Origin of the sequence: Gordonia sp. (in: high G+C Gram-positive bacteria), assembly GCF_047600385.1 — a bacterium.
Lineage (GTDB): Bacteria > Actinomycetota > Actinomycetes > Mycobacteriales > Mycobacteriaceae > Gordonia.
The window spans coordinates 3,622,238-3,635,244 of the sequence record NZ_JASGKZ010000001.1 but is presented as its reverse complement, the minus strand read 5'-3'; the positions used below and the strand labels follow the sequence as shown (position 1 = coordinate 3,635,244).

13 protein-coding genes are annotated in these 13,007 nt (G+C 72.4%); 7 read left to right on the top strand and 6 right to left on the bottom strand.

Annotated elements, in window-relative coordinates:
- Positions 1 to 85 precede the first annotated feature (85 nt).
- A complete protein-coding gene (locus QM809_RS16440) occupies positions 86 to 1,012 on the top strand; it encodes an SMP-30/gluconolactonase/LRE family protein (protein WP_415046778.1) in 927 nt (308 codons plus the stop codon).
- Positions 1,013 to 1,051: 39 nt separating this feature from the next.
- Here the strand turns inward: QM809_RS16440 and QM809_RS16435 are convergent, their stop codons facing one another.
- From QM809_RS16435 to glp, 5 genes are all read right to left on the bottom strand, one after another.
- A complete protein-coding gene (locus tag QM809_RS16435; protein WP_415046777.1) occupies positions 1,052 to 2,845 on the bottom strand; it encodes an ABC transporter ATP-binding protein in 1,794 nt (597 codons plus the stop codon).
- 120 nt (positions 2,846 to 2,965) lie between these two features.
- Positions 2,966 to 3,097 (bottom strand): hypothetical protein, encoded by a 132-nt coding sequence (locus QM809_RS16430; protein WP_415046776.1) that lies wholly within the window; start codon positions 3,095 to 3,097, stop codon positions 2,966 to 2,968.
- Between the two features lie 174 nt (positions 3,098 to 3,271).
- Complete coding sequence (locus tag QM809_RS16425; protein ID WP_415046775.1) at positions 3,272 to 3,703, bottom strand: molybdenum cofactor biosynthesis protein MoaE; 432 nt, start codon at positions 3,701 to 3,703, stop codon at positions 3,272 to 3,274.
- A complete protein-coding gene (gene moaCB / locus QM809_RS16420; protein ID WP_415046774.1) occupies positions 3,696 to 4,739 on the bottom strand; it encodes a bifunctional molybdenum cofactor biosynthesis protein MoaC/MoaB in 1,044 nt (347 codons plus the stop codon). Before moaCB ends, QM809_RS16425 begins: the two co-directional genes overlap by 8 nt.
- A complete protein-coding gene (glp, locus tag QM809_RS16415) occupies positions 4,724 to 5,977 on the bottom strand; it encodes a gephyrin-like molybdotransferase Glp (RefSeq protein WP_415046773.1) in 1,254 nt (417 codons plus the stop codon). Before glp ends, moaCB begins: the two co-directional genes overlap by 16 nt.
- A 64-nt stretch (positions 5,978 to 6,041) precedes the next feature.
- Here glp and moaA point away from each other — a divergent pair, with 64 nt between their 5' ends.
- From moaA to QM809_RS16385, 6 genes are all read left to right on the top strand, one after another.
- Positions 6,042 to 7,052 (top strand): GTP 3',8-cyclase MoaA, encoded by a 1,011-nt coding sequence (gene moaA, locus QM809_RS16410; protein ID WP_415046772.1) that lies wholly within the window; start codon positions 6,042 to 6,044, stop codon positions 7,050 to 7,052.
- Positions 7,045 to 7,293: a MoaD/ThiS family protein gene (locus QM809_RS16405; protein ID WP_415046771.1), complete on the top strand. Its 249-nt coding sequence runs from the start codon at positions 7,045 to 7,047 to the stop codon at positions 7,291 to 7,293. Before moaA ends, QM809_RS16405 begins: the two co-directional genes overlap by 8 nt.
- Positions 7,294 to 7,381: 88 nt before the next feature.
- Entirely contained in the window at positions 7,382 to 8,137 is a 756-nt protein-coding gene (modA, locus tag QM809_RS16400; RefSeq protein ID WP_415046770.1) for a molybdate ABC transporter substrate-binding protein, read from the top strand.
- Positions 8,138 to 8,177: 40 nt separating this feature from the next.
- Positions 8,178 to 8,984, top strand: coding sequence for a molybdate ABC transporter permease subunit (gene modB, locus QM809_RS16395; protein WP_415046769.1), 807 nt, complete (start codon positions 8,178 to 8,180; stop codon positions 8,982 to 8,984).
- 155 nt (positions 8,985 to 9,139) lie between these two features.
- On the top strand, positions 9,140 to 10,516 hold the full coding sequence (locus tag QM809_RS16390) for an MFS transporter (protein ID WP_415046768.1): 1,377 nt from the start codon (positions 9,140 to 9,142) through the stop codon (positions 10,514 to 10,516).
- A complete protein-coding gene (locus QM809_RS16385; protein ID WP_415046767.1) occupies positions 10,513 to 11,649 on the top strand; it encodes a uroporphyrinogen-III synthase in 1,137 nt (378 codons plus the stop codon). The genes QM809_RS16390 and QM809_RS16385 overlap by 4 nt, the downstream gene beginning before the upstream one ends.
- A 48-nt stretch (positions 11,650 to 11,697) precedes the next feature.
- Here the strand turns inward: QM809_RS16385 and QM809_RS16380 are convergent, their stop codons facing one another.
- On the bottom strand, positions 11,698 to 12,951 hold the full coding sequence (locus QM809_RS16380) for an MFS transporter (protein ID WP_415046766.1): 1,254 nt from the start codon (positions 12,949 to 12,951) through the stop codon (positions 11,698 to 11,700).
- Between the last annotated feature and the right edge of the window lie 56 nt (positions 12,952 to 13,007).

Genomic DNA, 13,007 nt, shown 5'->3' with positions numbered 1-13,007 from the left:
GAGTGCGAGTCGACGACGTCCGCCCCGGAGGAACGGGACCTTCGGCTCGCGCGACGGCCCGGTCGGTTTTGCTACAAAGGTGACTGTGAGCACTTTTCGTCGTATCGAGTTGCCCGGTCATGGTCCCGAGGACGTGGTGAGTCTGCCCGACGGGCGGGTGCTGGCCGGTCTGAACGACGGCCGGCTCCTCGCCGTGACACCGGATTCGGGTGACGTGGAGGTCCTCGCCGACACCGCGGGTCATCTCCTCGGTCTCGAAGTGCTGGTGGACGGCTCCATCGTGATCTGCGACCACGACCGGGGTCTGCTGCGCCTGGACGGCGGCCGCGGCCGCCCCACCGTGCTGGTCGACGAGGTCGACGGCCGCCCGCTGCATTTCGCCAGCAACGCGGTCGCGGCGAAGGACGGCACCATCTACTTCACCGCCTCCTCGCAGCGGCACCGGATCGACGACTGGCGCAGCGACATCATCGAGCACCAGGGGACCGGCCGGCTGATCCGGCGGTCGCCGGACGGGACCGTCGAGGTGCTGCTCGACGATCTGCAGTTCGCCAACGGTGTGGTGCTCGCGCCCGACGAGTCGTTCGTCCTGGTCGCCGAGACCGGCGCGTCGCGGATCACCCGATACCGGCTCACCGGACCCGAGGCGGGCCAGGTGGACGTGGTGCTCGACGATCTGCCCGGCTACCCGGACAACATGTCGATCGGCAGCGACGGCCTGGTCTGGTGTGCGCTCGCCTCGCCGCGCAATCCGCTGCTGGAGGGGGTCTTCAAACTCCCGCTGCGGGCGCGCAAGGTGCTCTCGCGGGTGCCCGAACGGCTCGGCCCGTCGCCGGAGGACGTCGTCTGGGCGATCGCCTTCGACTTCGAGGGAAACCTGGTGCACGACGTGCGCCCCTCCGGCGTCGACTACACCTTCGTCACGAGTGTGGCCGAACGGGACGGCGTCCTGTACTTCGGGACCATCGTCGACGATGCGCTGGGCGTGTACCAGCTCGATCCGCCCGCGTGAGCCGGCGGTGCGGAGCCGCCGGGCTTCGCACCGCGTCCGTCACCGGCCCGGAAGACGGGCGTGCCGGAGCCTCGCCGTCTCGGGTTCGGGAGTTCGGGCTCGGAGCGGTTCGGTCGGTGCCCGATCCGGGCACGGCTGCCGGGTCCGTCCTCGCATCCCGGGGGATCGCTCCGCGGTGGTGAGGCGACCTCCGCGGAGGGTGAGCAGCTGATCCGCCGCCGCGGCCAGCCGCGGATCGTGGGTGATCAGCAGGGTGGTCCGGGTCCGGGCGGCGGCCCGCAACGGTCCGATGAGCTCGTCGACGGAGTCGTCGTCCAGGGCGGCGGTGGGCTCGTCGAGGATCAGCACCGGGGTGTCCCGGAGCAGGGCTCGGGCGAGGCAGATGCGCTGCCGTTGACCGCCGGACAGTTCCAGGCCGCCGTCGGCGAGCACGGTGTCGTAACCGTTCGGGAGCGCGGAGACGAAGCGGTGCGCTCCGGCGTTCCGGGCGGCGGCGACGATCTGGTCGAACGTCGCGTCGGGCCGCCCGTAGGCGATGTTCTCGCGGACCGTGCCCGCCCGGATCACGGGGGTCTGGGGCAGCAGGGTCACCGCGTCGCGCACGGCGGCGCCGGTGAGCCGGTCGTAGTCGTGGCCGTCCAGGGAGATGCCGCCGGAGTCCGGGCGTTCCATCTTCGTCAGCAATGCGGCGAGCGTGGACTTGCCGGTGCCGCTCGGCCCCATCAGCACGGTGACCCGGCCCGGACGCAGCGCGAGGTCGACCTCGTCGAGCACGACGGCGTCGCCGCGCCGGAAGCCGACCTTCGTCAGATCGACGACGCCGACGGAACGGCGGCCGATCGCCGCGGGCGTGTCCGCGGCGTCGTCCAGGTGCGCCGGTTCGTCGAGCAGTTCGGCGATGCGGTCGGCGCTGACCGCCGTGGATGCGATGGACAGCCGGATGTCGGCGAACTGCTGGAGCTTCGGGTACAGCATGGCGAGGTACCCGGTGAGCGCGAGAAGTCCGCCGACGCTCAGATCCCCCTGCCGGACCTGCCAGACCCCGGTGACGGTCACTGCGAGTGCGGCGATCACCTCGGTGCAGCCGATCACGGCGCCGAAGCCGGCTTCCAGCCGGGCGTCGTCGATCCGGGCGCGTGCCCAGCGTCGTCCGGCCGAGCGCAGACGCTGCGCCTCCCGGTGCTCCTGGTTGTAGGCGACGGTGGTCTCGTGTCCGGCGAGCGCGGTGGTCACCGCTTCGGCGATGTCGCTGCCCGCCGTCATCTCGCTGTGGGTGATGCGCTGTTGGCGACGGGTGAAAGCGCTCGAGATCAGCCACAGGACGGGGGCGCTGCCCAGCGCCACCCCGGCCACGACCGGGCTCATGAGGAACGCGGCCGTGAGCAGCCCGACGACGTTGGCCGCGGCGACCGCCAGATTCAGCAGACCCGAGCCGATGAGATGTTCGAGCGATTCGAGGTCGGTGGAATGGCGTACGACGAGGTCGCCGAGCCCGCGCCGCCAATGCGAGGCGGGCGAGAGACGCTGCACGTGCGCGAACACCCGGGATCGCAGTCGCAGGACGATGCGCTCGGAGGCGACCGTCGAGAGCACCGCGCCCGCGTAGTCGGCGGCCGAGGACGCGATGGTCAGGCCGATCCACAGGACGGCCAGCCGGAGCACGGCGAACCGGTCGGTGGCGGTGAGCGCGCCGTCGACGAGGTCGGACAGGACGAAGACGCCGACCGCATCCGTCGCGGCGGCGATCAGAAGCAGGACGACGGCGGCGGTCAGGCGCCGTCGTTCGGCGCGGACGTCGGGGAGGAAGCGGGTGATCGCACGGAACGGAGACACGGGAGTCCTCGGAGGGGTTGCCCCGGTGGGGGACGACGGGGAAGCGGGCGGGCCGGACAGCGCCGTGCGCGCCGGGCGTTCGGCCCGGCGCGCACGGCAGCGGATGTCACCTGGCGGTGATCAGCTCCACTGCCAGACCCACCGGTGCGTGTGGCGGTCCCAGACACGGCGACGGCGACGACGCTGCTGGTGCTGCTGCTGCGTTCCGCGGTTCTGCTGGGGCTGCCCGGGGCGCTGATTGCCGTTGGCCATGAGGATCTCCTTCAGATCGGTTCTCTTCGGTTCCATCCGGTGCGGGGTTCCGCGCCGGATGAGAACCAAGTTAGGAGCGTGATCTGAGTGCTCCCTGCCGCAGACCTGCCGATCGGCTGTCAGGACGGAGCGGTTCCTGGGAGAGCGGTTCCTGGGAGGTCGCCTGCAGGCGGGTCACCGATGGCAGGCGGCGACCCAGTCGGCGTCGCCGTCGGCGTAGGTCTCGTACTTCCAGATCGGGACCGCCGACTTGATCTCGTCGATCACCGTCTCGCACACGTCGAACGCGGCACCGCGATGCGGGGCGGCGACGGCCACGACCACGGCGATCTCGCCGACGTCGAGTTCGCCCACCCGGTGCTGGGCGGCCACCCGGACGTCGTCGGTGCGGTGCCGGGCCAGCACCTCCTGGAGGAAGCGGTCGGCCCGCGGGTGCGCCTCGTAGCGCAGCCGCGTCACGGCGCGGCCCCCGTGATGGTTCCGGACGATCCCGGTGAAGGTCACCAGGGCGCCGTCGGCGTCGGTCCGGACGCGTTCGGCGCAGACCCGCGGATCGAGCGGTGCGCTGAGGATGTCGGTACCGAGGTCCGGTGGGAGGTCAGTCACGGTGGCCCGTCCCGTCGGCGAGGTCGTAGAGGTGGTCGAGCAGCGGCCCGAGCACCTTCAGACCGTCGTTCACCCCGCCCGTCGACCCGGGCAGATTCACGACGATGCTGCCGCCCGCCAGCCCGGCGAGTCCACGACCGAGCGCCGCGAACGGGGTCGCCGCGAGCCCTTCGGCGCGGATCGCCTCGGCGACGCCGGGCAGCTCGGTGGTCAGATGCGGGCGGGTGGCCTCGGGGACGCGGTCGTCGACGGTGGGGCCGGTGCCGCCGGTGGTGATCAGCACGGCCGGGGCCTCGGCGAGCGCGGTGCGCAGGGCGTCGGCGACGGCGTCGTCGGACACGACGATCGGCGGGGCGGCGTCGAATCCGCGGGCCCGGAGCCAGTCGACGATCACCGGTCCGGTCGCGTCGGTGCGCTCGCCCGCGGCGATCCGGGTGGAGGAGACCAGCACGGCGGCGCGGCGTCCGGGATGCAGCCGGACCCGGCCGGCCGGCACCGCCGCGGCATCGTCTCCGGCGCGGGCGGCCGCCGCGGCCGCCCGCGTCCAGTGCCCGTGTCTGCCGCCGGTCTTCTCGGCGAGCCCGACGTCGGTCATCGTCGCGGCGGGGTCGAGGGCCTTGACCATGTCGTGCAGGGTGAGGCCCGCGACGGAGACCGCGGTGAGGGCCTCCATCTCCACCCCGGTGCGACCGGTGGTCTTGGCGGTCGCCGAGACGACGATGCCGTCGTCCTCGAGTGCGAAGTCGACCGCGACCTTCGAGAGCGGGAGCGGATGGCACAGCGGGATCAGATCGGCGGTGGACTTGGCCGCCATGATCCCGGCGATCCGGGCGGTGGCCAGCACGTCGCCCTTGGTCACGCCGCCGCCGCGGATCGCGGCGATCACCTCGGGCGTGGTGCGGAAGACCCCGCGTGCGACGGCGACGCGCTCGGTGACGGCCTTGGCGGAGACGTCGACCATCGCCGCGGTGCCGTCGTCGCGCAGATGCGTCAGGCCGGCGGGCGGCTGGTCGGATCCGGTCAGGTCAGGGGCCACGTGGTCACCTCCGTGCCCGCCGCCGCATGCGTGACGTCGGCGTCGATCTCGATGAGCAGGTCGGCGGCGGCCGCGGTCACCGCCAGGTGGCTGCCGGGTCCGCCGATCGGTTCGACGACGGGGACGCCGGGCGACTCGTCGTCGCCGAGGACGCCGCGCAGGAACTGGGTCTTGCCGCGGACCGAGGTGACGTCCCTGCCCAGCCGGGCGCGCCCGCACGGGATCGGGGGGAGCCCGGCGAGTTCGCGCAGATGATCGCGCAGCAGCACCTCGAACGAGACGATCACGCTCACCGGATTGCCGGGGAAGCAGATCACCGGGGTGCCGTGCCAGAGGGCCAGCCCCTGCGGTCCGCCGGGCTGCATCGCCGTCGGACCGAACCAGCCGTACTCGCCGAGGGTCTGGCGGACCGGTTCGCGTTCGCCCATGGAGATCCCGCCGGAGGTCAGCACCAGATCGGCGTCCAGGCAGGCCGCGGTGAGGATCGTGTCGAAGTCGCCGTCGTCGCGGGCGGCGGCGACGTACACCACCTGGGCGCCGTGCTCGGCGGCCAGCGAGGTGAGGACCAGGGAGTTCGATTCGAAGATCTGCCCGCCGGAGGGTTCGCAGCCGGGCCGGATCAGTTCGCTGCCGGTGGAGATCACGGCCACCGTGGGACGGCGGATCACCTCGACGGCCGCGACGCCGGAGGCCGCCAACGCGCCGAGATGCCGGGGGGTCAGCGTCACCCGCGCATCGACCACCCGGGCGCCGGCGCGGACGTCGTCGCCGGCCGACCGGACGAAGGCGCCCGGCTCCGGCGACGACTCGAAGCGCACCCGGCCGTCGGTCTCGACGGTCTGCTCCACCGGCACCACCGCATCGGCGCCGCGCGGGAGCGGGGCCCCGGTCATGATCGCCGTCGCCGAACCGGCGGGCAGCGATTCCGGGGCGGCATCCCCGGCGAACACCCGGCCGCTGACCGGGAGGACGACACCGGGCCGGACCTCGCTCGCGCGGACCGCGAAGCCGTCCATCGCGGAGTTGTCGAACAGGGGCAGCGAATAGGGTGCGTGAACCGGGCGGGCGGTCACGCGGCCGAGCGTCACCGCGACCGGCACCTTCTCGGTGCGCCGGATACCGGCGAGATGGGCGCCCACCGCGGCGCGGTGCTCGGCGACAGGTCTGCGGATCACCCGTCCAGAGTAGTCGGCGCCCCCGCGCGTCCTGCGCGACATGAACCGATCGGCCACCGTCATCGCCCGATCCGTCCGCCCGACGTGAACCGGGGCGGCGGCGTGATTCGCTGCTAACGTCGGAAGGATGACTGCGGCGAGCGCCCCGGAACGGACGGTCCTGGTGGATCGGTTCGGCCGTCGTGCCCGCGACCTGCGGATCTCCCTGACCCAGGCGTGCACGCTGCGCTGCCGATACTGCATGCCCGCCGAGGGGCTGCCGATCATGCCGCGGGAGGAACTGCTCTCGACCGCCGAGGTGGTACGACTGGTCGACGTCGCCGTGGACGCCCTCGGGATCACCGAACTCCGGCTGACCGGCGGCGAACCGCTGGTCCGCAGAGACCTGGAGGCGCTGATCGGCGAGATCCGGGCGCGGCACCGCGACCTCCCGATCGCCCTGACCACCAACGGCCTCGGCCTCGCCCGCCGGGCCGCGGGCCTGGCCGCCGCCGGACTGACCCGGGTCAACGTCTCGATGGACACCGTCGACGAGGACCGGTTCGCCGCCGTCACCCGGCGCGACCGGCTGCCCGACGTGATCGCCGGGATCGACGCGGCCGCGGCCGCGGGTCTGGTCCCGGTCAAGGTGAACGCCGTCGCCCTGCGCGAGACCCTCGACGGCGCCCCGGACCTGCTGCGCTGGTGTCTGGACCGGGGGCTGTCGCTGCGGTTCATCGAGGCGATGCCGCTCGACGCCGAGGGCACCTGGACCGAGGACGCCTACGTGACGGCCGCGGACGTCCTCGCCGTGCTGGGCGCGCACTTCGAGCTGGAACCGGTGGGCCGCGAGGACGCCGGCGCCCCGGCCGAACGCTGGCGGGTGGACGGCGGACCCGGCACGGTCGGGGTGATCGCATCGATGAGCCGCTCGTTCTGCGGGGCCTGCGACCGCACGCGGATCACCGCCGAGGGCCGGGTGCGCCCCTGCCTGTTCTCCGACGACGAGATCGACCTGCGCGCGATCCTGCGCTCCGGCGGCGACGATGCCGCGCTCGCGGATGCGTGGCGCGCGGTCACCTGGCGCAAGTCACCCGGCCACCTGCCCGCGGAGATACTGAGCCATCCGCGCCGTTCGATGGGGGCGATCGGTGGCTGACACCGTCACCGTCACCTACTTCGCCGCGCTCGCCGACCGGACCGGTCGGCGCCGGGAGGAGCTCGCCGTGCCCGAGCGCACGGTCGGCGGGGTGCGGGCCGCCGTCGCCGGGCGGCACGGACCGGCGGTGGGCGAGCTCGCCCGGCTCTCCGCGGTGCTCGACGGCGACCGGCTCCTGCGCGACGACGCCGACCCCGTCGGCGCCGCGGTGGACCTTCTTCCGCCGTTCGCCGGGGGGTGAACCCGCGTTTCGAGTCGCGTCGTCGGACGTCGTGGGAGATCATCGGCGCAGGCCGCGTGCGGCGGCCGTCGACATGAGGAGATCAGACATGCAGTTGCGCAGGGTGTTCGGTTCGGTGGTCGCGGTGGGTGCGGCGGTGGCGATGGCCGCCTCGGTCACGGCGTGCGGGACGTCCGACGATGCCGGATCCGACGCCCACACCGTGCGCGTGATGGCGGCGGCCTCCCTGGTCGACGTGATGGATCCGCTGACCGAGGCCTACCGGGGCGACCACTCCGGGGCGCAGGTGCAGGTGGACGCGGCCGCGTCGTCGGCCCTGGTGCAGCGCCTCAAATCCGGTGCGCAGGCCGATGTGCTGATCACCGCCGACACCAAGACCATGGCTGATGCCGTCGCCGCGGGCGTCGCGAAGGATCCGGTGACGGTGGCCACCAACAAGCTGGTGATCGTGGTGCCCAAGGGCAACCCGGGCAAGGTGACCGGCCTGGACTACTTCACCAGGGCGGGCAACCGGTCGGTGATCTGCGCGAGCGAGGTGCCCTGCGGTCGGGCCGCGGAGAAGGCGATCACCGCCGCCGGCGGACAGCCGAAGCCGCTGAGCCGCGCCGTGGACGTGCGGGCCGCACTCGGCTCGGTGACCAGCGGTGAGGCCGACGCCGCCCTGGTGTACGCGACCAATGCGACGTCGGCCGGCGACAAGGTGGCGACCGTCGAGATCCCGAACGCCCCGGTGGTGGAGTACCCGGCCGCCGCGCTGACCGACGGCGGCAAGGACTTCGTGAACCTGCTGACGTCGGATCAGGGCAAGAAGATCCTGACCGACGCCGGATTCGGCCTGAAGTGACCGGATCGGGGCAGGGCCCGGCCCGGTTCTCGCTCGCAGCGTGACTCACCGTCCGCCGAACTCTCGGCTCCCGGCGTCGATCACCGGCGTCGGGATCCTGGGCCTGGCGACGATCGTCGCGCCGCTCGCCGCGCTGGCCTGGGCCGCGCCGTGGCACCGGATCGTCGAACTGCTGTCGGCGCCGGCGGCGGTGTCGGCGCTGGGGCTCTCGCTGAGCGCCGCCGCCCTGGCGACCCTGTGCGCCCTGATCCTGGGCGTCCCGCTGGCCGCCGTGCTGGCCTCGGACACCGTGCGCCCGGCCCGCCTGGTGCGGCTGCTGGTGGTGGTCCCGATGGTGATGCCGCCGGTGGTGATCGGCACCGCGCTGCTCACCCTGCTGGGGCGGCGCGGTCTGCTGGGGCGGTACCTGTACGAGTGGTTCGGGTGGACGCCCACGTACACCTTCGCCGCCGTGGTGATCGCCCAGCTGGTGGTGGCAATGCCGTTCCTGGTGGTCAGCGTGGAGGCGGCGCTGCGCAGCCGCAACATCGACGCCGAAGAGGCGGCCTACACCCTCGGCGCGAGCCGGATCACCACGTTCCGGCGGGTCACCGTCCCGGAGATCCGCGGAGGCATCGCGGCGGGCGCGATCATGTGTTTCGCGCGGGCGTTGGGGGAGTTCGGAGCGACGGTGACCTTCGCCGGGAACGTCGAGGGCCTCACCCAGACCATGCCGCTGGCGATCTACCTGGCGTTGCAGCGCGACGAGGAGGCCGCGATCGCGATGGCGGTGGGTCTGGTGGCGCTCAGCGTGATCGTGCTGGTGTGCCTGCGGGCCCGCTGGATGCCCGCGGTCACCGGGCCCTGAGCGGCGCGTCGTCGTCGTTCCGGCCTCACACCGGGCTCCCCGGCGGGGAGAGAATCTGGATACTTCGCCGAGACGACGGTCGAAGGATCGTGAAACAAAGCGTTCGTACCTTGGTCGGGAGTCGGTGCACCGCCGACGTCAGAGGAGGAACTGCCTTGAAGCTCACACGATCTCACACGATCACCGACTGGGACCCCGAAGACGTGCAGGCGTGGAACGCCGGCGGATCGAAGGTCGCCCGGCGCAATCTGGTCTGGTCCGTCGCGGCCGAGCACATCGGTTTCTCGGTGTGGTCGATCTGGTCGGTCATGGTGCTGTTCATGCCCGAGGACGTCTACGGCATCTCGCTGAGCGACAAGTTCCTCATCGGCGCCACGGCCACCCTGGTCGGTTCGCTGCTCCGCTTCCCGTACACCATGGCCACCACCCGGTTCGGCGGCCGCAACTGGACCGTCTTCTCCGCGCTGGTCCTGGTGATCCCGGTGGTCGCCACCATCGCGTTGCTGGCCGCTCCCGGTCAGCCGCTGTGGACGTATCTGCTGGTGGCCGCGCTCACCGGCTTCGGCGGCGGCAACTTCGCGTCGTCGATGACCAACATCAACGCCTTCTACCCGCAGCGTCTCAAGGGCTGGGCCCTGGGGCTCAACGCCGGCGGCGGCAACCTCGGCGTGCCCGCCGTGCAGGTCCTCGGCCTGCTCGTGATCGCGGTGGCCGGCAACCGGCAGCCGTACTGGGTGTGCGCGATCTACCTGGTGCTCCTGGTGATCGCCGCGATCGGCGCCGCGCTGTACATGGACAACCTGGAGGGTCCCGGCGTCGACCTGGTCGCCATGAAGTCCTCGCTGGTCAACCGCCACACCTGGATCATCGCGCTGCTGTACATCGGCACCTTCGGCTCGTTCATCGGCTTCTCGTTCGCCTTCGGCCAGATGCTCGCGGTCAACTTCCGCGCCGACGGCCAGAGCGCCGCCGAGGCCGCGCTGCACGCCGCGCAGATCGCCTTCCTCGGTCCGCTGCTCGGCTCGATCAGCCGCGTCTACGGCGGCAAGCTCGCCGACCGCTTCGGCGGCAGCACCGTGACCCTGGCGGTGTTCGCCGGCATGCTGCTGTCCGCCGGAATCCTGATCGCCGGATCGTCGTCGATCGCGATCTGCACCGTCGGCTTCATCCTGCTGTTCATCCTGTCCGGCGGCGGCAACGGTTCGGTCTACAAGATCATCCCGTCGGTGTTCGACGCCGCCTCGCGCTCGCTGCCGCTCGACGAGGCGGGCCGGGCCGCCTACTCGCGGTCGATGTCCGGTGCGGTGATCGGCATCGCCGGCGCCATCGGCGGCCTCGGCGGCGTCGGCATCAACCTGGTGCTGCGCCAGTCGTACGCCTCGACCGGTGCCGCGACCACGGCATTCGTCGTCTTCGCCGTCTTCTACGCGATCGCGGCACTGGTGACGTGGCGGATGTACATCCGGGTTCCCGCCGCGGCACGGGAGTCCGCGGTCCCGGCCGACGTCGCCTCTGCGAAACTGGGTTCATGACGAACGACGTTCCGCAACGGTCGGCCTCGCCCTCGCTGGCGGGGTTCACCGTCGCCATCACCGCGGCCCGCCGCGCCGAGGAGTTCGAGACGCTCCTCGCGCGGCGGGGCGCGCGTGTGCGGAGCGCCGCGGCGATCGCGATCGTGCCGCTGCACGACGACGTGACCCTCCGCACCGTCACCGAGGAGCTGATCGCCGATCCGCCGGACGTCCTCATCGCGACCACCGGCATCGGTTTCCGCGGCTGGATCGAGGCCGCCGACGGCTGGGGTCTGGCCGAAGATCTGCTCACCGCGCTGGGGCGTGCGCGGGTGATCTCGCGCGGCCCGAAACCGACCGGGGCGCTGCGGGCCGCCGGTCTCCGCGAGGAGTGGTCGCCGGAGTCGGAGTCGTCCGCCGAACTGCTGGCCATGCTCACCCCGGACGACGTGCGGGGCCGCCGGGTCGCGGTGCAGCTGCACGGCGCCACCGACGACTGGGATCCGAATCCGGGTTTCCTGGACGGCCTCGGCGACCTGGGTGCACAGGTCATCGGAGTGCCGGTCTACCGCTGGAAGACGCCCGACGACCGCTGCGCGCTGGACACGCTGATCACCGACATCGCCGGCGGCGGCGTCGACGCGGTGACCTTCACCTCGGCCCCGGCGGTGGCCTCGGTGCTGATCCGCGCGGGGGAGCTCGGGTTGGCCGATCCGCTGCGGTACGCGCTCACCGAACGCGTCGTGGTCTACTGCGTCGGACCGGTGACCGCCGCCCCGCTCGACCGGATCGGGGTGCCCAGCGTGGCCCCGGACCGGATGCGGCTCGGAGCGTTGGCGCGACTGGTCGCCGACGACCTGCCCCAGCGACGTCCCGACCTCGTGGTGGGCGGTCACACCCTCGGTGTGCGGGCGGCGGCCGCCGTCGTCGACGGGGAGGAACGCGACGTCTCGGCGACCGGTCTCGCGCTGCTCAAGGCGCTGGCCGCCCGTCCGGGCGAGGTGCTCTCGCGAGAAGCACTGCTCGACTACCTGCCGGCCGGCGGCGACGATCCGCACGCGGTGGAGGTGGCGATCGGGCGCCTGCGCACCGCGCTGGGCGCGCGGGAGATCATCGCGACCGTGGTGAAGCGCGGCTATCGCCTGGCGGTGTAGCGGAACGGTGCCGGAACCGGACTGGGATCCGGCTCGGGTACCGCTGTCTCAGGGGATCGGTGTGTCGGCGGTCTCGACCGGTTCGGCCGGGAGGCTTCGGAACCGCGGGTGGACCAGCACGAACGCGGTGACCGCGGCCATGATGACGGTGCCGACGATCACCGGCAGCGGCGCCCACGCGCTGTACAGCGCGGTGGCCAGGGTGGGGGCGAGCACGAAGGTGAGCGCCGTGTTCGCCGCGATCAGCCCGGCCAGTCCGCCCTGCTCCTCCCGCGACACCAGCAGACTCGGACCCGCGGTGTAGCCGGGCATCGCGATGCCCACGCCGAGACCGGCGACGAACAGCGCCGCGAACAGCAGCGGCCCGGCGTCGGGGACGTACAGCAGGAAACCGAGGACGGCGACGCCGCAGCCGACCCGCAGCAGGGTGCCCGGACCCCAGCCGGACTTGGGCACCACCACCGCCTGCGCCAGGATCATGCCGAGGCCGACGGCCAGCAGCGCGGCCCCGGTGAGGACGCCGGTGGTCTTCGCGTCGAGGCCGAGCCGGTCCTGCACGAGGAAACCGGTGATGATCTGGACGAAGCCGACGGCGGTGAAGATGCCGAAACCGGCCGCCAGGAACGGCCAGACGCGCGGATCGGTGGGCCGGACCTTCACCGGGGTCTCGATCAGCACCGTCTCGTCCTCCGGGCGCAGCCGGGTGGCGACCAGGAGCACGCCGACCGTCAGCAGCACCGGCACCGCGACGAGCGGCGCCAGCAGTCCGAGGGCGGCCAGCGCCCCGCCGAGCACCGCGCCGGCGATCTGGGCGATGCCGTTGACCGCGCCGACGCTCGCCATGCCCTTGACGCGCGCGGCCTCGTCGTCGGTGACGTCGGCGATGAACGCCTGCGCGGTCGGCTGGACCGCGGCGATCGCGGTGCCGAACGCGACGCCGCGCAGCAGGACGAACAGCACGAAGAGCGCGGTTCCGCCGAGGACGCCGGTCATGCCGAAGCGGGCGACCAGCGTGAACGCCGCGGTGGCGACCGCGCCGAGTCCGAGCGCGCCGAGCAGCACCCGTTTGCGGCCCAGCCGCTGGGAGGTGCGACCCCAGCGTTGCGCGGTGAGGACCACCATGATCGCGGCGGTGCTGATGGTGACGCCCACCTGCCATTCGGCCAGCCCCACCTCCCGGGAGAGCGGCGCGATGATCGGATTCAACGTCATCTGGGCGAGGAACCCGAGGAACGCGGCGGCCAGGACCACGGCGATCTGCGGATTCGCCCGCTCGGCGGGGACGGTGTCGGGGAGGCTCACGGCAGCTGCTTCCTCAGGGTCGCCATACTTATTACTGAACGCAATTCACAATAGGT